We start from the raw sequence: 22,481 nt of genomic DNA, 5'->3' as shown, positions 1-22,481 counted from the left end.
TTAAGTTGCTTTCGTGAATGCCAAAATCAGCCGCAATTTGTTCATAAGTGCGGTATTCTCGCATGTATTAAAGAGTAGCCATGAGGAGGTCTTCTAGGCTTAGCTTAGGGGTTCGTCCACCTTTTGCGTGTTTAAGTTGATAAGCTGTTTTTAACACAGCTAACATCTCTTCAAAAGTAGTGCGCTGAACACCAACAAGGCGCTTAAATCGTGCATCAGTTAATGGTTTACTTGATTCATAATTCATAGTTTTATTGTATCATATTTTTGTTTCGCAGGAAGTCTATTGTAATTTTAATTGGAGTTATGGATGTCGTTTCTTTTGAAAGTGGTGATAATCTTTCCGTTCCACAGTATCATTTTAAAATGATTTTTATTGCCTTTTGTTTATTAGTATAAAAGTAGAATATTACCACATGTGGAATGTGTAAGCTTGTTGGAGAAACGTAGTTAATCTTCAAAAGGCTTCCCAAACCTTTTGAGTCCCGAAGACACATTACGTTGAGGCGGTATCACTACTTGTACGAGCTGAGGTATCAGCGAAGTTATGGGATAGGACTCGTAGAATGAGGAGGGGAACCGACGAAATGATACGGTAAGTCTGAAACCGCTGAGTGTGTGATTGTGAGCTTGAATCCTAAGTATGAACACAGGCAAATAGTAAGGTACTCTTTGAGTGAAAAAGTAAATTGTTTTTGGTGGAGCTAAAATATTGATAGAGAACAGACCAGAATTTGATAAAATCACTTCATTTGATGAGTTTAATGAATATTATTGGTATCGTGATGAACTTTCACAAATATGCAAGTTATTAGAACTTGAATATATAGGTATGAAACAAGAACTCAATCATATTATCGAGCAGTACTTTAAGGGGAATTTGATTAAAAAATCATCAACAAAAAGAAATAAGAAACGAGTGGAAGCTATCACCTTAGATACGTCCTTACTTGAATGTGGATTCTCCTTTAACACTTACTTTAGAGAATATTTCTCAACTTTAACAGATGTTTCACCTTTTAAATTTACTGCTGATATGGCTACAGCTTGGAGAAAAGTAAAAAGAGAAAATGATTCGACTTTTAGAATCCAAGACATGCTAAAAGTTTATTATGGAAATTCAGATTATGCTAAGTATGATCATTCGGTTTGTCAATGGAATCAATTTTTAAAGGATTTCTGTGCAGATGAAAATAGTGACAACTACTCGAATAAACTAAAAGTTGCATCTATTCTTTGGAAAGAAGTTAGAAATTCAAGTAATGAAAAAATTTATTCAAAGAATCTTTTGACAGAATATGCTGATATAATAAACGAATATAGGAAGTAGAAATATCAGTCTAAACCAAGAGTTCACAAGGAGGAATCTTATGCTCGGAGCAATCGTTGGAGACATTGTTGGTTCTGTTTACGAGTGGAACAATATCAAAACAAAGGACTTTCCTTTATTTCGGAAGGACTGCTTTTTTACAGATGACACGGTTATGACCTGTGCTGTTGCAGAGGCGATTATGAATGGTGGGCAAAAGGATGACTTTATTGACGCTATGAAGAAATATGGCAGAATGTATCCGGATGCTGATTATGGTGCTCGGTTTAATGCATGGCTAAACAGCGATAACCGTGAGCCATATAATAGCTTTGGGAATGGATCGGCTATGCGTGTTTCTCCATGCGCTTGGTCTATGGACTGTAGTTTTTATGCTAGAACCGGTATTTGGCCATCATCTAGAGGACTTGCGAGTCTTTCTGCAGAGGTAACTCATAATCATCCAGAAGGTGTCAAAGGTGCAATGGCTACAGCTGATGCTATCTTTCTATGTCGTTTTTACTTTGGTGGTTATTGTAGCGAATACGAGCAACCAATTAACGACAATCCTACCGAATGTAAAAAACGGATTAAGGATTATATTGAGAAGGAATACGGCTACAATCTATCTCAAACTTTAGATGAAATTCGCCCTACATACCGTTTCAACGAAACATGTCAGGACACTGTACCTCAGGCAATTATTGCCTTTCTTGAAAGTACAGATTTCGAAGATGCTATAAGAAATGCTATCTCACTTGGTGGCGACAGTGATACACTTGCTGCAATCACTGGCAGCATAGCAGAGGCAGCTTATGGTATTCCTGGTTGGATAAAGGATAAGACCATTTCTTACTTGGATGAACCCTTAAAGGATGCAGTTATGCGATGGGAAAATAGAATAAAAGTCTATTAATCTCCAGTACTTCATATTTTTCTTTCCAGCATTTTCATTATATAATGGGAGTACGTTTAGTTACATAGGATGAAATGTAAGCATTTCTAACGGATTTTGAGGTGAAAATCAATGAAAAAAGCAATGATAATTATCAATCCTACCTCTGGTGGTGAGAAGGCTTTGGATTATAAAGAAAAGCTGGAGAATAAAGCAAAAGAATACTTTGAATATGTTGAAACCAAAATTACTGAAAAAGCGCTGGATGCAACCAATTTTGCTGAAGAAGCCTCTCGTGAGCAGTACGATGCAGTAGTTGTTTTTGGTGGAGATGGGACTGTCAACGAAGTTATTTCGGGAATTGCTGAGAGAGACTACGTTCCTAAGTTAGGTATTATCCCTGGTGGTACGGGCAACCTCATTACAAAACTGTTGGAAATCAACCAAGATATCGATGGCGCTATTGATGAACTCGATTTTGATTTAACCAATAAGATTGATATCGGTAAAGCGAATGACAATTATTTTGGTTACATCTTTAGTATCGGTTCTCTTCCTGAAGCGATTCACAATGTTGAAATTGAGGACAAGACAAAATTCGGTATTTTAGCCTATGCTGTTAATACTATGAAGTCTGTCATGACGGATCAGGTCTTTAACATTAAGATTGAGACAGAAAATGGAAATTATGTTGGTGAAGCAAGCCATGTTTTGGTTCTCTTGACAAATTACTTCGCTGACAAAAAAATCTTTGAAGAAAACAAAGACGGCTATGCCAACATTTTAATTCTAAAAGATGCTTCTCTATTCTCCAAATTATCCGTCATTCTTGATTTACTAAAAGGAGATGTTGTCGCAAATGATAATATCGAGTATATCAAAGCGCGTAATATTAAGATTTCTTCAGATAGTGAATTGGAGTCAGATGTTGACGGTGATAAATCGGATAACCTACCTGTAGAAATCAAGGTACTGGGCCAACATATTGAAGTCTTTTCAAAACCGAAAGAGTAGAAGGTAAAAATTAGTTTATTATTCACAACGAAATTAAGTTCTATATCAACGATTGGAGGAGGAATGAATTCTCTATTTGATGAATTTCGAACAATTTGTTCTCATTTAAACCAAATCGGAATCACACCGACGCTCATGGGGTCCTTGGGTTTTGAATACCGTTCAAATGAAGAATGGAGGCCGTCTGACATTGACATTCATGTGCCTGGTGATCCTAGAGGTTGGGAAGCACCTGATCATCTCAGAATTTATGAGTGGGACAAGATAATGAAAGTGATGAAACACTTAGGCTATGCCGTAATAGATATTCATGAGCATGAATTCCAAAAAGATGGTCTGAGTGTTGAATTCGGAAGTATCGATTCTTTACCTGATTTTGCTGGAGTTTCGGAATCGGATATAGAGTTGATTCATCTCGAAAACATCACTTTTCGCATTCCAAATCTAGAACAGTTTTTAAGTATTTACAAGGCTTCTTCCCAAGATTCTTATCGAAATGAGCACAATAACAATAAGGATTTTAAAAAAATTGAGTGGCTGGAAAGACATTTGTAAATCATCATTTGAAAAGTAGCAAGTTGTAAGATTGGCTGCTTTTTTATTTATAGAACTAAACGACTCGAAACTATGGACAAACCTTGCAAATAAAATACGAAAGTAGTATACTAGATTAACAATTGTGAAAACGTTTGCGTTGTATACGGATGAAAGTAAACTAGGAGACAAATACAGTGGAATTAACAGCCATTTACCACAGACCAGAGTCGGAGTATGCCTATCTTTACAGAGATAAGAAACTTCATATTCGGATTCGAACTAAGAAAGGGGACATCGAAAGCATCAACTTGTATTATGGTGACCCTTTTATCTTTATGGAGGAATTTTATCAGGATACAAAGGAAATGTCCAAGATAACTTCTGACGCCTTATTTGACTATTGGCAGGTTGAAGTGTCAGTTGACTTTGCACGTATCCAGTATCTCTTTGAACTTCAGGATACAGAAGGTCAAAGTATTTTGCATGGCGATAAAGGGTGTGTGGAAAATTCTCTAGAAAATTTTCATGCTATTGGAAATGGATTTAAGTTGCCTTATCTTCATGAGATTGATGCCTGCCTAGTTCCTGCCTGGGTTTCAGATACGGTATGGTATCAGATATTTCCTGAGCGGTTTGCTAATGGAAATGCTCGATTAAACCCAGAAGGGACTTTAGACTGGGATTCATCTGTCACACCAAAGAGTGATGATTTCTTTGGTGGTGATTTACAGGGGATGATTGACCATCTGGATTACTTGCAAGACTTGGGCATTACTGGACTTTATCTTTGTCCTATCTTTGAATCTACGAGCAATCATAAGTACAATACGACGGATTACTTTGAAATTGACCGTCATTTTGGAGACAAGGAGACTTTTCGGGAACTGGTCGAGCAAGCTCATCAGCGTGATATGAAGATCATGCTGGATGCTGTATTTAACCATATTGGTTCGCAATCTCCTCAATGGCAAGATGTTGCCAAAAATGGTGAGCAATCTGCTTATAAGGATTGGTTCTATATCCAACAATTCCCAGTGACAACTGAAAAGCTAGCCAATAAGAGAGACTTACCCTACCATGCTTTTGGTTTTGAGGACTATATGCCTAAGCTAAATACAGCTAATCCAGAGGTCAAGGATTATCTTTTAAAGGTTGCGACTTATTGGATTGAAGAGTTTGATATCGATGCTTGGCGTTTGGATGTGGCTAATGAGATTGACCATCAATTCTGGAAGGATTTTCGCAAGGCAGTTTTAGGTAAAAAGCCTGATCTTTATATTTTAGGAGAAGTCTGGCATACGGCTCAGCCTTGGCTAAATGGAGATGAGTTCCATGCGGTCATGAATTATCCTTTATCTGATAGCATCAAGCACTATTTCTTACGAGGTGTTAAGAAGACAGACCAGTTCATCAATGAAATCAATGGCCAATCTATGTATTACAAACAGCAGATTTCAGAGGTTATGTTTAATCTCTTGGATTCTCATGATACAGAACGAATCTTGTGGACGGCCAATGAGGATGTTCAACTGGTTAAATCAGCCCTAGCCTTTCTCTTTTTACAAAAAGGAACACCCTGCATCTATTATGGAACCGAGCTATCCTTGACTGGCGGTCCAGACCCAGATTGTCGTCGTTGTATGCCTTGGGAGCGTGCCTCAAGTGACAATGATATGCTGAATTTCATGAAGAATCTAATCAAAATTCGCAAACACGTATTATCAACTATTCAGAATGGTAAGTATAGTCTAAAAGAAATCAAACAAAATGTAGTTGCCTTGGAATGGAAATACGAAGACCATGTTCTTAAAGCCGTCTTTAACCAATCAAAAGAAGATTATATTGTAGAGAAAGAAACCGTAGCACTAGGAAGCAATTGCCAAGAATCGGAGAATCAGCTTGTGATTTCTCCAAAAGGATTTGTGATTTTTCATTAAAGAGCAATTAAGAGTGACAGGAAAATTGTAGTATAGAGAGTATTTTACAAACAGACCATTTGTCGTCTTGCTACAAATGGTATATAATTTAACTTAAAGAAAATAGGAGGACTAATCGCATGGAATTAAAAGATTTTACAGAAAAAGAACAGGAAATGATTAAGAAGGGGCTTACGACGTCTAAGATTAGTGACAAGGAAACTGCTGAAAAGATTCTTGCACTAGTACCACAAGACTTGATTAAGCGAATCCCATTTTTCGTCAGAAAACATGCTACGACACGTACGATTAAACGCATTTCAATTGAACACCCTAAACTCTACGCTGCAGCTCAAACAAGTGGTGAAATTCCAGAAAAAGAACGCGAAGAATTACGTCAGATTATCACGACTATCTTTGAACAAAAGATGAATAAGCATAGTATTAAGTAGAGAATGAAAAAATATTTTATTGGCGGTTTGGGAAGCAATGTCTATCATAGCAAGGATTTTTTTCAAGAACTAGATTCGCAGGTCTATTTTCTAAATCCATATGAAAAGCATCTTCGAGATGAAACAGAATTGAAATCATGGTTTAAAAATGAGATTGTAGAGGAAGAATCTATCTGTCTGATAGGTCATTCTCTTGGAGGAGATTTATCTCGTTATCTCGCATCGGAATTTCAAGAAGTGAAGAAACTGATTCTTTTGGATGGTGGCTATCTAGATTTAGATAAGATTTTAACTTTAGATGCGGAATTAGAGGAAACTAAAAACTATATCAAATATCAAATCATTTCGGACTTAGATGTTCTTATTTCTAAAGAAAAATCTGAAGCAAAGCATTGGTCAGAAAATATGGAGAAAGCCGTAAGACAGTCCTATCACTGGAATTCTGAGTATAATAGATATGAGTTAGCTATAAATTATGAAAATATAGAAGCGATACTCAGCCTACGGAGGAAAATACAAGCTTTTAAGAGAGAAGTGGGAGATACCTTGTTTATCAGTCCTTGCTATTCTAATGAAGCTACATGGAGAGAGGAAGCCTTAAAAGAATTGCCAGATTATTTTGATACTATTATTCTAGAAAACGTTAGCCATGAGCTTTATACTGAAGCACCCAAAGAAATCGCTAGTATGATTAATGAGTGGTTCTCTTATTCTTCTTTATGAGGTAGTGATTGAATAGTGATAATTAATATAGAATCAAAGTCTACCTAGACTCAACAAAAACGAACAGGCTCTTTTTCTGTCATTCAGAAGAGAGCTTGTTCGTTTTGTCTTTTTATCTTTTAAAACACGCGATAAACATAGGGATTTTCTGGTTTATCGACTTTGGTAAAGCTGTCGATTTCCAAGGTTGGGAGGTTTTGTTTGAGTTCTTTATGGTAGTGATTGACTAGTTTTCCTTTGGCTGTAATCCAGGTGTTATTTTCATACTGACGGGTATTTCCTTTTGTCAACAAGCCATACACACCAGAGTCTGCGATACAGTGAATAATGCCAAAGCGGAATAAAAATTGACTATTAGCATGACTAGGGTCGTTATAGACAAAACCTGTGAACTGGACTGTCTTACCCTCAAACTCATCTGGATAGTCGTAGATGGCTTCCATGACTTCCATATAGTTTTCATTAGTGATCTGAATGCTATCTTGGGACAAGTATTTATCCGCCGCCGTTCGCATTTCCTTTTCATAGGCTGTTTTTGAAAAATAAGAACTGGTATCAGGTTTCAAATATTGGCTTGTCGTCCCTTCAATCGTCTGAATGGCTTGATCCGTGCCTTCTGATAAGGGGAAATGATAGCCTTTGGCAGAAACAGTCTGAGAATCCAAGCTAACAGTTGGAAAAGTTAAACCAACGATAATCGGAATGGCCAGAAGAGCAATACTCGTTACCTTCGCTAATCGGCTGTTCAGATGACTGTGGGTTTTTACTTGCTTCATCCAAATATACAATTGAACAATTGCCAAGATAAAAGAAAGCACCATGGAGATATAGGCCAGATAGGAATAGTGCATGTTGATGTACTGGTTTAATTTGCCTGACAGATGGAGATAAATGGTCAGTTCAAAATAGCCAGCTAAAACTAAAAATCGAATCATAGGATGACTCCAATCAAGAGAGAATACACTAAGACGACGAGAGTCACAATCGTAATGAAGTGACTGATAAATCGTGCTTTCAAGTAATTTTTCATCATGAGAATATTTTTAATATCCAGCATTGGGCCAATGACGAGAAAGGCCAGAACTGGTGCCAAACCAAAACTCGAGAGAAGAGAAGCTCCGATAAAGGCATCCGCCTCACTACAGAGCGAAAGAAGAAAGGCTAAAAGAATCAGGAGCAGGATGGCAAAAAGAGGGGTCGCACTAATAGAGGTCAGAATCCGAGTCGGAACGTAGACCTGTATCACAGAGGCAAAAAGACAGCCAAATACCAAATAGCGTCCCGTATCAAAAAATTCATCAATGGCCTGCACAAAGACCTGAAAAACTTTTTTTGCAGGACTCAAATGGGAAAAATCGTGCTCATGACAGGCCAAACGATTTTCTTTTTGAATCGGTTCTTGCCAGAAGAATCCTAGAAAAATCCCAAGTATCACAGCTACAAGAATGGAACCCAGAGCTCGTAACAGAGCGATATGGAAGGAGTTGCCAAAGGCAGAATAGGTCGCAAAGAGAACAATGGGATTGATAACAGGTGCTGTCACAAGAAAGGGAACGGCTGTGTAACTGGGAACCTTTTTTTCCAGAAAACGATTGATAATGGGGATGATTCCACATTCACAAGAGGGGAAAAGTATCCCGACAAAGGTTCCAAAAAAGATTCTCCCCCAACGATTTCGAGGGAGAAAATGATAAACCTTGTCAGGTGTGATATAAACCTCAATCAGCCCCGAAACAATACTTCCAATCAGAACGAAGGGGAGAGCTTCAATGATAATAGAGAGAAAAATAGCCCCAGTCTGAAGCACACTGGATGGGAGTTGTTGGAAAGCAGTCATCTAGTTTTTCTTTTCTGCTTTGGCTTTTTTCTCTTTGTCATCAGGGAAAGTGACTTGTTTCAAATCAGGGAGTTTCGCAAACTCTTCAAACATCTTGTCCAAGTCGTCTCGTTTTGTAAATTTTACAGCCATAGGTGTACCTCGATTCTAAATTCTACCTCTATTATACTATTATTTTGAGGAAATTGGATTATTTTGATAATCACAGATGCAAAAATAGGCAAGGCAAAACAAGATTTGTTCCTTATGGTATAATATCCATACCTCTGATACTTTTTTTGAGCAGTTAGCCAAACTTTTTATACAGCAATATACCCATTTGATGATTGATTTCTACTGTGGTGTTAATTTCATAAACTTCAGTGTGTTTGATGAACTACTCAAAATTTATTACCGAAAAATCAATAACGCCGTTTTAACGGTTAGATTGTTAATAAACACTGGTAAGTTGATTGCTGGTAGGTATCCCACAACTTCGGTGCAGCCCCATTCTGGTATCAATACCCAAAAGTTTTGTGGGTTGATTTTATTGCCAAGTTTGACTAATTCTGTTTAACGATATAGTCGTTCACAATTTCTTTATTAATTTATTTATTAATACTCGAGAAGGATTACTCTGTTTGTTAAGGAAGTCCAGCTTTTTTTATGTAAAATTTATAGTCTGGAAATAAATTTCTAAATTCGAATTGAAAGAGTATCTTGAGGAGAAAAATCCGATATATGGGCAGACAATGGTGTTGTAGAGTATGGATTATTAGGGAAAGTATATTACAGGTTATATGGTTGATTGCTACTTTCAAAGATTTTACTTCATCTGAATATTCAAGCAGACAAGTGCATCTTAGGAATTTTATCGTTACTCGAATCATGAAACATCTCAAAGTTTTTCTCATCAACTTGCTTCCAATCTAACTTAAAATTATTAAAAGAATATAGCTTGCTTCTATCTCTAGTTTTTTTAAGAAATTGGGAGTCGGTAAGTAACAAGAAGATTGTGAGAACCGACTCAAAATATGCTATAATAGAGTCAGAAAAATTTGAAAAACCCGAAGGGTACCCTTCCTTTATTATATTCATAATAAAGGAATCCTATCAGTCCTTCGCTAAATTATAACTGAAAGGTAAACTTTATATGAAACAAGAACTGGAACAGCTTCTGGCACAAAATGACACCTTTATGGTGGAAGGTGTGCTTAATAAGAATAAATTAACAGAGCTGGCAAGACAATATAATCCAGAACTTCTCAATCTCTTGATGAGTGATGGAAAAATCTCTAATCACTTCTTTTCTAAGCTGGAGACAGGTATGCTCGTCTTTAAGAAAGATGTCTTTTTACAGTTTCTCAACAACAAGGAGTTTCTCCCAGACAGTTTTACGGCTTATAAGACGAAAATTGGTCTTGCAACTGAAAATAAGTACATTTCTGAAAATCAAGAAGTTGTTCTCAATTTTCCATACAAAGACTGCATACTTGAGGGTGGACAGACTAAGGACGATGCTAAACGTCAAGAGGTTTTCTTTAATGAAACACTCGCTCCAACAGAAATCAATCGCTTGCTGGATGATAAGGTCTTGACTAACTTTAAACGCTATGACAAAGATGGCGAACATGAAGTGGAAGAGTTAGCAGATACTGATAATCTTATCATCAAAGGGAATAATCTTATCGTTCTGCATAGTTTGAAAAAACGTTTTGCTGGGAAGGTCAAGCTCATTTATATTGACCCGCCTTACAATACAGGTAATGATAGCTTTAATTACAATGATAGCTTCAATCATTCAACATGGTTAATTTTTATGAAGAATCGTTTAGAGGTGGCTCGAGAGTTGCTGAGTGATGATGGCTTAATTTTTGTACAATGTGATGACAATGAACAAGCATATCTAAAAGTTTTGATGGATGAGGTGTTCAGCAGAAATAATTTTATCTCAAATATTGTCTGGAAAGGTCGAGGAGGTCGTCAAGATAGTAAATATGTTGCTCAAATTCACGAAACTATAATTTTTTACGCAAAAAATAAAGAACGAGCAGTCTTGAATAAAGCTTTTATCGAAGACACTTCAAACTATGCTTATGAAGATAGCCGAGGAAACTATAAAACTCAGCTTATTCGAAAATGGGGAAGCAACAGTCGAAGAGAAGACCGCCCTAACCTCTTCTATGAAGTTGAATTTGAGGGTAATAAAGTATTGCCAATCTTACCGAATGGAGATGATGGGTGCTGGAGATGGAGTAAAAATAGACTTGAAGAAGCTATAAAAAATGATATGGTAGTGTCACTTGAAAAAGATGGTAGAACAGAGCTCTACGAAAAAATATATAAAGGTGATGGGAAGAAACAAACAGTTTTTACATCTTGGATTGATGAAAGTTTTTCTGGTCAGGGAACTAAAGTTTTAGAAGAAATTTTCAAAGAAAAAGTTTTTGATTACCCTAAGCCAGAACAGCTGGTTAAAAAGTTTATTGATTTAACGACCGATGATGGTGACATCGTCCTAGATTACCACCTCGGATCAGGTACAACAGCAGCCGTTGCCCATAAAATGAACCGCCAGTACATTGGTATTGAACAAATGGACTACATTGAAACCGTGTCCGTTAAACGTTTGGAAAAAGTGATTGAGGGCGAACAAGGTGGTATTTCAAAATCTGTCGACTGGCAGGGTGGAGGTTCGTTTGTCTACTGCGAACTCAAAAATGATGTTCAGGAATTCAAAAATGAAATTCTTGAGGCGACAACAAAAGAAAAACTGCTTGAAGTCTTTGAACTTGCGAAAAAATCATCATTCCTTTCCTACCGCATTGACCCTAAAAAGTTGAAAAAGAATGAATTTGAAAAGCTTTCATTAGCAGAACAAAAGCAAATCCTATCTGAGATTATTGATAATAACAATCTATACGTGAATTACTCGGATATTGACGATATTGATTACGGGATTTCCGCTCAAGATAAAAAGCTGAATCATGCTTTCTACGGGAAGGAAAAGTAAGTCATGACTTTTATTTACGAAACTTATGATACGGTCAGTCGGTCTGGCTTTAAGGACTTTCGAGCGGATTTGCCAGATTACATTACTAAAAATCTGAAACACTCTTTGCGTCCTTATCAAGAGGAAGCGATTGGACGATATTTATACTATAAAACAGATGAAAATCGTGCTATTCCAGAGCAAGTCCTCTACAATATGGCGACTGGTTCTGGGAAGACGCTTTTGATGGCGGCGGTTATCTTGGAAAAGTACAAACAAGGGGAACGGAATTTCATCTTCTTTGTCAATAACGACAATATTCTCACCAAAACCAAGGATAATTTCTTGGAGAGCTCTTCTGGTAAGTACCTTTTTGCGGAAAAGATTGTCATGGATGGGCAAATTGTGACCGTGCGTGAAGTGACGGATTTTTCAGATAGTCGTGATGATAGTATTAATATTGCTTTCACTACTATTCAGAAGCTCCACCAAGATCTCAATACGCCACGAGAAAACCGTCTGTCTTATGAGCAATTCAAGGATATTTCTGTTGTCATGTTGGCTGATGAAGCACATCACTTGAACGCTGGTCTGGACACAAACGAGAAAAAGGACAACACCAGCTGGACGTCTACTATTGAAGCTATCCAGAGAACCGCTAAAAAATCCAGTATTTTTGAGTTTACGGCAACGATTGACCTAACAAATCCAACCTTAGCTCAAAAGTATGAAAAATCCTTGCTGTTCAAATATGATTTGAAAGAATTTCGACTGGACAAGTATTCGAAAGATGTTCTCTTTCATTTGGTGGATGGTAAAGTCAATAATCGTATGCTTCAAGCCATTCTTGTCAGTCAATATCGCAAGAAAATCGCTCTGAAAAATGGTATCAACCTAAAACCCTTGGTCATGTTCAAGTCGCAGAAGATTGCTGAGAGTCAAGAAAATCTGGACTCATTTTTGGGGGTGCTAGACAATCTTTCTCCAGAAGATATTCAAGCACAGCGTGATCTCGTTTCAGAAATGGACGAAAAATCCAGTATTTTAAAAAAATCCTTCTCTTATTTCGAAAAAGTCGGTATTTCTAACGCAGACTTGGTGGCGGAACTTCAAGAGGATTTTCGAAAAGAGCGCCTGCTTTTAGTTGATGGAAAGAACAAGCATAAAGATAGTCTCAATCTCCTCAATACCTTAGAACTACCAACAAATGAAATTCGTGCCATTTTCGCCGTGGATATGCTGAACGAGGGATGGGACGTTCTCAATCTTTTCGACATTGTCCGACTTTATGACACCCGTGATGGGAAGAACACAAAAAACGGATTTGTCGCAGGAAAAACTACCAACACTGAGAAGCAGTTGATTGGTCGTGGTGCTCGCTATTATCCTTTTGTCATTGGTGATAATTTTGAAGAAAAATACATTCGAAAATTTGACGAAAATGAAAATTATGAACTTCGGGTGATTGAACAACTTCACTATCACTCTGCTAATAATCCTCGCTATATTTCAGAACTCAAGCAAGTCTTGCGTGAATCTGGGATTTATGATGACCAAAATCTGGAAGAACGTGTGCTCAAGCTTAAGGAGTCTTTCAAGAAAACGCGAACCTACACAGATGGCGTCGTTTGGATGAATAAACGCCTTTCTTATGAGCAACTACTTGAACAACGTCAAGGAAGTCTATTTGATACGAATTTCATTCCCAAATCTTTCGAAGTCAAACTCCCAACCCACAGTGTGCGAGATATTGAGGCATTTGATGAAGGAAATTATGTTTCGGATTCATTAGAGGCGATTACCTTCAAATTCGGTAAAATTATCAGCAACAATATTGTCAGAACGGCTATCAATCGCAATAAAAAGTTCTCGTTCGATAATCTACAGAAAGCTTTCGTAGGTTTGCCAAATGTTGCTGGATTTATCAATATGCTTTCAGATATTGATATGCGAGTGGAGTCTCAGTACAAACTAGTGAATGATTTAACCCCAGACGACAAACTTTATATTACTGAAAAACTTCTCCATCACATTGAAAAAGATTTGATTGCGACCGAGGAACGCTTCTTCGGTTCAGAAAAATTCGAAAAATACAAAATAAAGGACTTATTTGAAGATAATATCTTGCGAAAATACACCATTAACCATCAAAGCCAAGCAGAGTTTGGTTTGTCACAGAAAAATATAGCCGAAACCCAGTATTTCGAAGATTTGGATAATCTAGACTGGTACGCTTACAATGACAACTTCGGCACCAGTGAGGAAAAACTTCTCGTCCGTTTGATTAAAGATTTGATGACTGAACTTGAAGAAAAATGGACAGATATTTACCTACTTCGAAATGAAAAAGCTGTAAAGATTTATAGTTTTGCTAATGGGAAAGCCTTTGAACCAGACTTTCTCATGTTCGCTAACGACAAAAATACAGGAAATGTTTCTTGGCAGATTTTCATTGAACCAAAAGGAAGTCAATTCTTGGACGCAGATAATACTTTCAAAAATAGTAAGGAAGGCTGGAAACAAGAGTTCTTGCATCAAATTTCTGAACGAGATGAGGCGAGGACGCTAGTTGATGATGAACATTATCGGATTGTGGGTTTGCCGTTCTTTAATGAGACGATAAGTAAGGACGAGGTCAAGGAACAACTGCGGACACTCTAATACATAACGTGAGTAGGAGATAAGAAAATGTATATTTCTAAAATTAAACTAGTAAACTTTAAGAGTTTTAAAGGAGAGCATGTTATTGAATTCTCGGAAGGTGTAAATTTTTTTGTAGGAAATAATAACTGTGGTAAGACGACAATTTTTAAAGCAATTGAATTCATTCAGAGTGGAAAAAACAAGTTAGATTTTATAACTCAGGGTCTTGAGACTGAAAATATATCTGTCGAACTTGAATTCAAAGGTGCAGATCTCAGTGAAATAGTTAATGATGAAAACCTAAATCTTAATAAATACAGTGACTATGTAATCGACAATGAAGATGGTACGTATAGTCTTAGGGTTTTAAGGTCGTCTCAGGAATGTGAAGTAACGCAAGGTAAAAAAACAGTTTCTTTAGATATCTCAAAAGTAAGGATTTATAATCCAAATTCAACCGAGGAAGATGATATAAAGAGGTTTGAAAATCCCACAGGCATTGATAAAACGATTACTGCATTATTTGATGCTCAGTTTGTATATTCGGATATAAGGAATGAAGATTATCAAGATTTTGGTAAGACCAAAATAATAGGTAAAATAATTAATGATATAACAAAAGATTTTCAAAAAGGCGATACATGGAGAGAATTTCAAGATGCTCATAACAAAACTTTTGGAGATGAAGGGTTGGGTAGAATTCTTGAAGGAATTGCGACTAAAATTTCCTCCGTGTTGAAAGAGCAGTATGGAGATGGTGAGGTACAATTTAATTTTGGATTGCCTGAAATTGATAATTTCTTTAAGACGGGTAGTCTTCTTCTTTCGGATAATGGTATTTCAACTTCTGTTTCAGAAAAAGGTACTGGAATGCAACGGGCATTAGCTTTAAGCTTAATTCAAGTTTATGCTGGTGTGCTTGATAATGAAGAGGAAACATTATCTAAGCCAATTATGTTTTTTATTGATGAGCCTGAGACATTTTTACATCCTAAAGCGCAAGATAAACTTATCGATTCACTTAATAAAATTGCTGAAAAATATCAAGTTTTTATTACGACTCATTCTCCTTACCTATTAAAAAAGTTTGACTGTAGAACTCAGCAAATCAATATTTTTTCCAAGAATGACGACGGAGTGAATTTTGTATCGGATAAGCGGGAATTAAATTTATTCGGAACTACCTCACCGACAATAGGAGAAATAAACTACATTGCTTTTGGAGTAAACAGCGTGGAATTTCACAATGAATTATATGGATTTATCCAAGCAAAAGCGATTGATGAGGATGAAAAAAATTATTTCGAGAAAGAATTCGAAAAATGGCTTGTAGATAAAGGCATAACTCAAGATAAAGACTATCATCGTTTATTAAAAAACGGGAATATTCAGCAAGAGCAAAAAACTCTTCCAACTTTAATTCGCAACATCATTCATCATCCAGAAAATCAAAATAACAGCTATACTACAGAAGAATTGGAAGAGTCAACAGAATTACTTTTGAATATTTTACATGATTTAGTGTAAAATAAACAGGATGTCTTGACATAGACATCCTGTTTTAGGTTATGGGAATATTATTATTTTTGACTGCTGTTTTCTCTGTGGTATAATAGATTCATGGATAAAAAATATGAAAAAATCTCCCAGGATTTGGGAGTGACTTTAAAGCAAATTGATACCGTTCTAAGTTTGACAGCTGAAGGGGCGACAATTCCCTTCATCGCGCGTTATCGGAAGGACATGACTGGTAGTCTGGATGAGGTGGCGATTAAGGCCATTATTGACTTGGATAAAAGTCTGACTAACCTCAATGATCGTAAAGAAGCTGTTTTAGCTAAGATTCAAGAACAAGGCAAGCTGACTAAGAAATTGGAAGAAGCTATCTTAGCTGCCGAAAAATTAGCAGACGTAGAAGAACTCTATCTTCCGTACAAGGAAAAACGTCGAACCAAGGCAACCATTGCTCGTGAAGCCGGACTCTTCCCACTTGCTCGCTTAATCTTGCAAAATGTAGCTGACTTAGAAAAAGAGGCTGAGAAGTTTGTCTGTGAAGGATTTGCGACTGCTAAGGAAGCCTTGGCTGGTGCAGTTGATATCTTGGTTGAAGCCTTATCAGAAGATGTGACACTGCGCGCCATGACTTATCAGGAGGTGCTGAGACACTCTAAACTCACTTCCCAAGTCAAGGATGAGAGTCTTGATGAAAAGCAGGTTTTTCAGATTTATTATGATTTTTCAGAGACGGTTGGAAATATGCAGGGTTATCGTACCTTAGCCCTTAATCGTGGGGAGAAGCTAGGTGTCTTGAAGGTTGGTTTTGAACATGCAACAGACCGTATTCTTGCCTTCTTTGCTGCTCGCTTCAAGGTAAAAAATACTTATATTGATGAAGTAGTTCAGCAATCTGTTAAGAAAAAAGTCTTGCCTGCTATCGAACGTCGTATTCGGACAGAATTAACTGAAAAGGCAGAAGAAGGAGCTATCCAACTCTTTTCGGACAATCTGCGCAATCTCCTCTTGGTTGCTCCGTTGAAAGGGCGCGTGGTTCTTGGATTTGACCCAGCCTTTCGTACAGGTGCCAAGTTAGCTGTCGTTGATGCAACAGGAAAAATGCTGACGACTCAGGTCATTTATCCTGTCAAACCAGCATCTGCTCGTCAAATCGAAGAAGCCAAGAAAGATCTGGCAGACTTGATTGGTCAATACGGTGTAGAGATTATTGCCATCGGAAATGGTACTGCTAGTCGTGAAAGTGAAGCCTTTGTGGCGGAAGTTCTGAAAGATTTCCCTGAAGTCAGCTATGTTATCGTCAATGAAAGTGGTGCTTCGGTCTACTCTGCCAGTGAACTTGCTCGTCAGGAGTTTCCAGACTTGACTGTTGAAAAACGCTCTGCTATTTCTATCGCCCGTCGTTTACAAGATCCCCTTGCGGAATTGGTCAAAATCGATCCTAAGTCAATCGGTGTCGGTCAGTACCAGCATGATGTCAGCCAGAAGAAACTGTCTGAAAGTCTGGACTTTGTCGTGGATACCGTAGTTAACCAAGTTGGTGTCAATATCAATACAGCTAGCCCAGCTCTTCTTTCCCATGTCGCTGGACTCAATAAAACCATTTCTGAAAATATCGTCAAATACCGTGAGGAAGAAGGAAAAATCACTTCACGCGCTCAAATCAAGAAGGTTCCTCGTCTGGGAGCCAAGGCCTTTGAACAGGCAGCTGGTTTCCTCCGTATCCCTGAAAGTAGCAATATCCTCGATAATACTGGAGTTCACCCAGAAAATTACGCTGCCGTTAAGGAACTTTTCAAACGCTTAGACATCAAGGACCTGAATGAAGAAGCCCAAGGCAAACTCAAGTCTCTTTCAGTCAAAGATATGGCGCAAGAGCTAGACCTTGGTCCAGAAACTCTTAAAGATATCATTGCAGATCTTCTCAAACCAGGTCGAGATTTCCGTGATTCCTTTGATGCACCTGTGCTTCGCCAAGACGTCCTAGATATCAAAGACTTAGTGGTTGGACAGAAGCTAGAAGGTGTAGTGCGTAATGTCGTTGACTTTGGTGCCTTCGTTGACATTGGGATTCATGAGGACGGTCTGATTCATATTTCCCACATGAGTCGCAAATTTATCAAACACCCAAGCCAAGTGGTGTCAGTTGGAGATTTGGTGACCGTTTGGGTTAAGAAAATTGATGTTGAACGTGAAAAAGTCAATCTGTCGCTCCTAGCTCCAAATGAAACTGACTGATTACGTTAAGCAGGTTTCACTAGAAGACTTCGGCAGACCTTTTATCCATCATGTTCAGTGGAATAGGCGTCTACGTTCGACAGGTGGGCGATTTTTCCCCAAAGATGGGCATTTGGATTTTAATCCCAAGGTTTATCAGGAACTGGGGCTGGATGTTTTTAGGAAAATTGTCCGACATGAACTCTGTCATTATCACCTCTATTTTCAAGGAAAGGGCTATCAACACAAGGATAGGGATTTTAAGGAACTGTTGAAAGCAGTGGATGGATTACGCTTTGTGCCTTCCTTGCCCAATAGCAACTCCAAGCCAATCAAGCTCTATCGTTGCCAATCCTGCCAGCAAAGGTATCATCGCAAGCGAAGGATTGATACCAAACGCTATCGCTGTGGACTTTGTCGAGGTAAATTGCTACTAGTAAATCAGCCTGAGGACTGATGAAAGCCGATCCTACCCGTGATATACTATGACTAACCTAGCAGAAAGAGGAAATATCATGAACAGTAAATTTTATAAAATGAGACGAAATCGCATGATTTCAGGAGTTCTGGCAGGTCTGTCAGACAAGTGGAACTTTGATGTTACCCTTGTACGTTTTCTGTTTGCCATTTTCACAGTCGCAAACTTTGGACTTGGCGTGATTATCTATATCATCCTAGCCTCTATCATGCCAACCAAGGAAGAAATCGAAGCAGAAATGTACGGAACAGGCCCACGAAAACGCAAAGAAGCCCAAGCCATTGACGATAATGAAGGCTGGTTTTGGTGAGGTTTTTCAAAAGATTTGGAATAAGCAAAAAGCTTTAAATCAATAGTCTAAACTGCTTGATTTAAAGCTTTTTTTACTTTTAATAATATTTTTCCAGATTCATCTACAAACTAAAAATAATATTTTGAACTCAGTTTTTTTAATCTGATTTTTCATGCTGAGACAATACATTTTTTGAAAAATGGTGGATGCTGATAACAACTGATAGCCAGCAAATAGCATAAGCAGTAGCTGTAAATTCTGTACCGATAAAGTATGTTTTTTCAACTAAGAGCTGACCGATGAATGGAGAGAGGAGATAGAGAAGTCCGATGAGTATATGTTCTTTATGTTTCATTAAAGCGCACCTTCTTTCCTGATACTTAGAACGACTTACAAGTGTTCAATTTAATGGTATGTTATCTAGGTAAGCTTACTCAAATGTTAGTTCCCGATTCCCCCTTCCCTAAAGTAAGCCTTTTCACACTTATATTTTACAATTTAAAAAACAGGAAATCAAATCATTTTCTAAGTAATTTTGCTTACATTTCCCCCAATCTTACAAAAATGTAAGATTAAAGTCTCTTTTGTAAGGTTAGGTTATGGCAAGCGGTCTTTTTTTGATGTAAACTAGACTCATAAAGAACAAAGGAGTAACATCATGAAACAAATCTTACATAAGAAAACAAGAAAACCAAGCCACAAAGAAATCGAGTGCGTTCAGCTGGGATGCGCTATGATGCAAGCAACATTTCATTTGATGGGATATTAAGAAAGGAGATTCTCATGACACTTTTAGATGTAAAACACGTTCAAAAAATTTATAAAACTCGTTTTCAGGGCAACCAAGTAGAGGCTCTCAAGGATATTCACTTTACCGTGGAAAAAGGTGACTACGTTGCCATCATGGGTGAGTCTGGTTCTGGTAAATCCACTCTTCTCAATATCCTAGCTATGTTGGATAAACCAACTCGTGGTCAGGTTTACTTGAATGGAACTGACACCGCAACCATTAAAAATTCACAGGCTTCTAGCTTCCGTCGTGAAAAATTAGGCTTTGTCTTCCAAGACTTTAACTTGCTAGATACTCTTTCTGTTAAGGACAATATCTTGCTTCCGCTTGTCTTGTCAAGAAGACCTATTACGGAGATGATGAAGAAATTGGTGGTGACAGCTGAGAATCTGGGAATCAACCAATTGCAAGAGAAGTACCCTTACGAGATTTCAGGTGGTCAGAAACAGCGTGTAGCAGTAGCCCGCGCCATTATCACAGAACCTGAAATTCTCCTTGCGGACGAGCCAACAGGTGCCCTTGATTCCAAGTCCTCTGCAGCCTTACTTGATGTCTTTGATGAAATCAATGAACGTGGCCAAACTATTCTCATGGTAACCCACTCCACAGCAGCAGCGAGCAGAGCCAAACGTGTACTCTTTATCAAAGACGGCATTCTTTACAACCAAATCTACCGTGGAGAGAAGACAGAACGTCAGATGTTCCAAGAGATCTCTGATACCTTGACTGTCATGGCAAGCGAGGTGAATTAGTATGTTTCGATTAACCAATAAGTTAGCGGTATCGAACTTGATTAAAAACCGCAAACTCTACTATCCTTTTGCGCTGGCTGTTCTCTTGGCAGTCACCGTCACCTATCTCTTTTACTCTCTAACCTTCAATCCCAAGATTTCGGAAATCCGTGGAGGGACAACCATTCAAGCTACTCTTGGATTTGGTATGTTTGTCGTCACCCTTGCGTCAGCCATTATCGTCCTCTATGCCAATAGTTTTGTCATGAAAAACCGTTCCAAGGAACTAGGAATTTATGGCATGCTGGGTTTGGAGAAGCGTCATCTAATCAGTATGACCTTTAAGGAGTTAGTGCTATTTGGGATTCTAACTGTTGGAGCGGGTATCGGTATTGGAGCCTTGTTTGACAAGTTAATTTTCGCTTTCTTGCTCAAACTGATGAAATTAAAGGTGGAACTGGTCGCTACCTTCCAGATGAAAGTTGTCATTACAGTACTTGTTGTCTTTGGTTTGATTTTCCTAGGTCTCATGTTCCTGAATGCCCTTCGAATTGCTCGTATGAATGCCCTCCAGCTTTCTCGTGAAAAAGCTAGTGGTGAGAAAAAAGGTCGTTTCCTACCTCTCCAAACGATTCTTGGTTCGATTAGTTTAGGGATTGGCTATTATCTTGCCCTTACGGTAAAAGATCCTCTTACAGCCTTAACAACCTTCTTCCTAGCTGTTTTGCTGGTTATCTTTGGTACTTATCTCTTGTTTAATGCAGGAATTACCGTTTTCCTTCAAATCTTAAAGAAAAATAAGAAATACTATTACCAACCAAATAATCTTATCTCTGTTTCCAACTTGATTTTCCGTATGAAGAAAAATGCAGTTGGACTAGCAACTATCGCTATCTTGTCAACAATGGTTTTGGTAACCATGTCAGCAGCGACAAGCATTTTCAATTCCGCAGAATCCTTTAAAAAAGTTCTAAATCCTCATGATTTTGGGGTTTCAGGACAAAATGTTGAAAAAGAAGATTTGGACAAACTCTTGAGCCAGTTTGCAAGTGACAAAGGTTATAAGATTAAAGAAAAAGAAGTGTTTCGTTACACTTACTTTGGTGTTGTGAACCAAGAAGGAAATAAGTTAACCCTTTTTGAAAAAGGACAAAATCGTGTCCAACCCACAACAGTTTTCATGGTATTTGATCAAAAAGATTATGAAAATATGACTGGTCAAAAACTGTCTCTATCAGGAAATGAGGTCGGACTCTTTGCAAAGAACGAGGGAGTTAAAGAACAAAAAACTCTAATTCTGAATGATCATCAATTTTCTGTAAAAGAAGAATTTACTAAAGATTTTATTGTCAACCATGTTCCAAATCAGTTTAATATTTTGACTGCTGATTACAATTACCTTGTTGTACCTGATTTACAAGCCTTTTTGGATCAATTCCCAGATTCGGCTATATATAATCAGTTTTACGGTGGCATGAATGTAAATGCCAGCGAAGAAGAACAACTCAAGGTCGCTGACGAGTATGATAAATACCTCGATCAATTTAATGCTCAATTAAACACGGAAGGTAGCTATGTTTATGGTAGTAATTTATCAGATGCTAGTACTCAGATGAGTGCCCTCTTTGGTGGTGTCTTCTTTATCGGTATTTTCCTATCCATTATCTTTATGGTCGGAACTGTTCTGGTCATCTACTACAAACAAATTTCTGAAGGTTATGAAGATCGTGAACGCTTTATTATCTTGCAGAAAGTCGGTTTAGATCAAAAGCAAATCAAGCAAACCATCAACAAACAGGTTTTAACTGTTTTCTTCCTTCCTTTGCTCTTTGCCTTCCTACATCTAGCCTTTGCCTACCATATGCTTAGCCTGATTTTAAAAGTGATTGGTGTACTGGATACGACTATGATGTTGATTGTAACCTTGTCTATCTGCGCTATCTTCCTCATCGCCTATGTGCTGATTTTTATGATTACTTCAAGAAGCTATCGCAAGATTGTGCAAATGTAAAAAAGATACCTCGACTTCAAAATCGAGGTATTTCTTGTATTTTATACTCAATGAAAATCAAAAAGTAAACTAGGAAGCTAGCCGCAGGTTGCTCAAAACACTGTTTTGAGGTTGTAGATAAAACTGACGAAGTCAGCTCAAAACACCGTTTTG

General features: G+C 37.7%; 19 protein-coding genes and 1 pseudogene. 15 read left to right on the top strand and 5 right to left on the bottom strand.

Annotated elements, in window-relative coordinates:
- Positions 1–247: pseudogene (locus ADH54_RS07055) on the bottom strand (helix-turn-helix domain-containing protein); the annotation flags it as partial.
- Between the two features lie 465 nt (positions 248–712).
- Here ADH54_RS07055 and ADH54_RS07050 point away from each other — a divergent pair.
- From ADH54_RS07050 to ADH54_RS07020, 7 genes are all read left to right on the top strand, one after another.
- On the top strand, positions 713–1,330 hold the full coding sequence (locus ADH54_RS07050) for an SAP domain-containing protein (protein ID WP_049524583.1): 618 nt from the start codon (positions 713–715) through the stop codon (positions 1,328–1,330).
- 40 nt (positions 1,331–1,370) lie between these two features.
- Positions 1,371–2,225 carry an ADP-ribosylglycohydrolase family protein gene (locus ADH54_RS07045; protein ID WP_049524582.1) on the top strand — a complete coding sequence of 285 codons (855 nt, stop codon included), beginning with the start codon at positions 1,371–1,373 and terminating at the stop codon, positions 2,223–2,225.
- A gap of 111 nt (positions 2,226–2,336) precedes the next feature.
- Positions 2,337–3,218, top strand: coding sequence for a diacylglycerol/lipid kinase family protein (locus tag ADH54_RS07040; RefSeq protein ID WP_049524581.1), 882 nt, complete (start codon positions 2,337–2,339; stop codon positions 3,216–3,218).
- A gap of 63 nt (positions 3,219–3,281) precedes the next feature.
- A complete protein-coding gene (locus ADH54_RS07035; RefSeq protein ID WP_049524580.1) occupies positions 3,282–3,773 on the top strand; it encodes a phosphoribosylanthranilate isomerase in 492 nt (163 codons plus the stop codon).
- Between the two features lie 176 nt (positions 3,774–3,949).
- A complete protein-coding gene (locus ADH54_RS07030; protein ID WP_049524579.1) occupies positions 3,950–5,692 on the top strand; it encodes a glycoside hydrolase family 13 protein in 1,743 nt (580 codons plus the stop codon).
- A gap of 119 nt (positions 5,693–5,811) precedes the next feature.
- The gene (locus ADH54_RS07025; protein WP_049524578.1) at positions 5,812–6,123 is read left to right on the top strand and encodes a hypothetical protein; all 312 of its coding nucleotides are present in this window, start codon (positions 5,812–5,814) and stop codon (positions 6,121–6,123) included.
- Positions 6,124–6,126: 3 nt separating this feature from the next.
- Positions 6,127–6,846, top strand: coding sequence for an alpha/beta fold hydrolase (locus ADH54_RS07020; RefSeq protein WP_049524577.1), 720 nt, complete (start codon positions 6,127–6,129; stop codon positions 6,844–6,846).
- Between the two features lie 119 nt (positions 6,847–6,965).
- Here the strand turns inward: ADH54_RS07020 and ADH54_RS07015 are convergent, their stop codons facing one another.
- The 3 genes from ADH54_RS07015 to ADH54_RS12615 are packed head-to-tail and all read right to left on the bottom strand — an operon-like array spanning position 6,966 to position 8,815.
- On the bottom strand, positions 6,966–7,781 hold the full coding sequence (locus ADH54_RS07015; protein WP_049524576.1) for a TIGR03943 family putative permease subunit: 816 nt from the start codon (positions 7,779–7,781) through the stop codon (positions 6,966–6,968).
- Positions 7,778–8,683, bottom strand: a complete 906-nt coding sequence (locus ADH54_RS07010) for a permease (protein ID WP_049524575.1) — start codon at positions 8,681–8,683, stop codon at positions 7,778–7,780. The genes ADH54_RS07015 and ADH54_RS07010 overlap by 4 nt, the downstream gene beginning before the upstream one ends.
- The gene (locus ADH54_RS12615) at positions 8,684–8,815 is read right to left on the bottom strand and encodes an SPJ_0845 family protein (protein ID WP_000268685.1); all 132 of its coding nucleotides are present in this window, start codon (positions 8,813–8,815) and stop codon (positions 8,684–8,686) included. It lies immediately after the preceding gene.
- Positions 8,816–9,815: 1,000 nt separating this feature from the next.
- Between ADH54_RS12615 and ADH54_RS06995 the strand changes: the two genes are divergently transcribed.
- The 6 genes from ADH54_RS06995 to ADH54_RS06970 all read left to right on the top strand — a co-directional run bounded on the left by ADH54_RS06995 (position 9,816) and on the right by ADH54_RS06970 (position 18,814).
- On the top strand, positions 9,816–11,675 hold the full coding sequence (locus ADH54_RS06995) for a DNA methyltransferase (RefSeq protein WP_049524573.1): 1,860 nt from the start codon (positions 9,816–9,818) through the stop codon (positions 11,673–11,675).
- Between the two features lie 3 nt (positions 11,676–11,678).
- Positions 11,679–14,315 carry a DEAD/DEAH box helicase family protein gene (locus ADH54_RS06990; protein WP_049524572.1) on the top strand — a complete coding sequence of 879 codons (2,637 nt, stop codon included), beginning with the start codon at positions 11,679–11,681 and terminating at the stop codon, positions 14,313–14,315.
- Between the two features lie 27 nt (positions 14,316–14,342).
- On the top strand, positions 14,343–15,824 hold the full coding sequence (locus ADH54_RS06985; RefSeq protein WP_049524571.1) for an AAA family ATPase: 1,482 nt from the start codon (positions 14,343–14,345) through the stop codon (positions 15,822–15,824).
- Between the two features lie 93 nt (positions 15,825–15,917).
- On the top strand, positions 15,918–18,047 hold the full coding sequence (locus ADH54_RS06980) for a Tex family protein (protein ID WP_049524570.1): 2,130 nt from the start codon (positions 15,918–15,920) through the stop codon (positions 18,045–18,047).
- Positions 18,034–18,483 carry a SprT family protein gene (locus ADH54_RS06975; RefSeq protein ID WP_049524569.1) on the top strand — a complete coding sequence of 150 codons (450 nt, stop codon included), beginning with the start codon at positions 18,034–18,036 and terminating at the stop codon, positions 18,481–18,483. Before ADH54_RS06980 ends, ADH54_RS06975 begins: the two co-directional genes overlap by 14 nt.
- A gap of 58 nt (positions 18,484–18,541) precedes the next feature.
- Positions 18,542–18,814: a PspC domain-containing protein gene (locus tag ADH54_RS06970; protein WP_001085044.1), complete on the top strand. Its 273-nt coding sequence runs from the start codon at positions 18,542–18,544 to the stop codon at positions 18,812–18,814.
- Positions 18,815–18,953: 139 nt separating this feature from the next.
- Here the strand turns inward: ADH54_RS06970 and ADH54_RS06965 are convergent, their stop codons facing one another.
- Positions 18,954–19,151 carry a hypothetical protein gene (locus ADH54_RS06965; protein WP_049524568.1) on the bottom strand — a complete coding sequence of 66 codons (198 nt, stop codon included), beginning with the start codon at positions 19,149–19,151 and terminating at the stop codon, positions 18,954–18,956.
- A gap of 428 nt (positions 19,152–19,579) precedes the next feature.
- Between ADH54_RS06965 and ADH54_RS06960 the strand changes: the two genes are divergently transcribed.
- Together ADH54_RS06960 and ADH54_RS06955 are read left to right on the top strand one after the other, a co-directional pair.
- Positions 19,580–20,338 (top strand): ABC transporter ATP-binding protein, encoded by a 759-nt coding sequence (locus tag ADH54_RS06960; RefSeq protein ID WP_000173372.1) that lies wholly within the window; start codon positions 19,580–19,582, stop codon positions 20,336–20,338.
- 1 nt (position 20,339) lies between these two features.
- Positions 20,340–22,328 carry an ABC transporter permease gene (locus ADH54_RS06955; protein ID WP_049524567.1) on the top strand — a complete coding sequence of 663 codons (1,989 nt, stop codon included), beginning with the start codon at positions 20,340–20,342 and terminating at the stop codon, positions 22,326–22,328.
- Positions 22,329–22,481 lie beyond the last annotated feature (153 nt).

Source organism: Streptococcus pseudopneumoniae, assembly GCF_001072315.1.
Taxonomy (GTDB): domain Bacteria; phylum Bacillota; class Bacilli; order Lactobacillales; family Streptococcaceae; genus Streptococcus; species Streptococcus pseudopneumoniae_R.
The sequence above is the reverse complement of the archived record's forward strand: the minus strand, read 5'-3'. Positions and strand labels throughout refer to the sequence as shown.

Excerpts from the sequence above, each read along its gene's own strand:
- ADH54_RS07045 (WP_049524582.1), top strand. The coding sequence starts at position 1,371 with ATGCTCGGAGCAATCGTTGGAGACATTGTTGGTTCTGTTTACGAGTGG.
- ADH54_RS07040 (WP_049524581.1), top strand. The coding sequence starts at position 2,337 with ATGAAAAAAGCAATGATAATTATCAATCCTACCTCTGGTGGTGAGAAG.
- ADH54_RS07035 (WP_049524580.1), top strand. The coding sequence starts at position 3,282 with ATGAATTCTCTATTTGATGAATTTCGAACAATTTGTTCTCATTTAAAC.
- ADH54_RS07025 (WP_049524578.1), top strand. The coding sequence starts at position 5,812 with ATGGAATTAAAAGATTTTACAGAAAAAGAACAGGAAATGATTAAGAAG.
- ADH54_RS07020 (WP_049524577.1), top strand. The coding sequence starts at position 6,127 with ATGAAAAAATATTTTATTGGCGGTTTGGGAAGCAATGTCTATCATAGC.
- ADH54_RS07015 (WP_049524576.1), bottom strand. The coding sequence starts at position 7,781 with ATGATTCGATTTTTAGTTTTAGCTGGCTATTTTGAACTGACCATTTAT.
- ADH54_RS07010 (WP_049524575.1), bottom strand. The coding sequence starts at position 8,683 with ATGACTGCTTTCCAACAACTCCCATCCAGTGTGCTTCAGACTGGGGCT.
- ADH54_RS12615 (WP_000268685.1), bottom strand. The coding sequence starts at position 8,815 with ATGGCTGTAAAATTTACAAAACGAGACGACTTGGACAAGATGTTTGAA.
- ADH54_RS06995 (WP_049524573.1), top strand. The coding sequence starts at position 9,816 with ATGAAACAAGAACTGGAACAGCTTCTGGCACAAAATGACACCTTTATG.
- ADH54_RS06990 (WP_049524572.1), top strand. The coding sequence starts at position 11,679 with ATGACTTTTATTTACGAAACTTATGATACGGTCAGTCGGTCTGGCTTT.
- ADH54_RS06985 (WP_049524571.1), top strand. The coding sequence starts at position 14,343 with ATGTATATTTCTAAAATTAAACTAGTAAACTTTAAGAGTTTTAAAGGA.
- ADH54_RS06980 (WP_049524570.1), top strand. The coding sequence starts at position 15,918 with ATGGATAAAAAATATGAAAAAATCTCCCAGGATTTGGGAGTGACTTTA.
- ADH54_RS06975 (WP_049524569.1), top strand. The coding sequence starts at position 18,034 with ATGAAACTGACTGATTACGTTAAGCAGGTTTCACTAGAAGACTTCGGC.
- ADH54_RS06970 (WP_001085044.1), top strand. The coding sequence starts at position 18,542 with ATGAACAGTAAATTTTATAAAATGAGACGAAATCGCATGATTTCAGGA.
- ADH54_RS06965 (WP_049524568.1), bottom strand. The coding sequence starts at position 19,151 with ATGAAACATAAAGAACATATACTCATCGGACTTCTCTATCTCCTCTCT.
- ADH54_RS06960 (WP_000173372.1), top strand. The coding sequence starts at position 19,580 with ATGACACTTTTAGATGTAAAACACGTTCAAAAAATTTATAAAACTCGT.
- ADH54_RS06955 (WP_049524567.1), top strand. The coding sequence starts at position 20,340 with ATGTTTCGATTAACCAATAAGTTAGCGGTATCGAACTTGATTAAAAAC.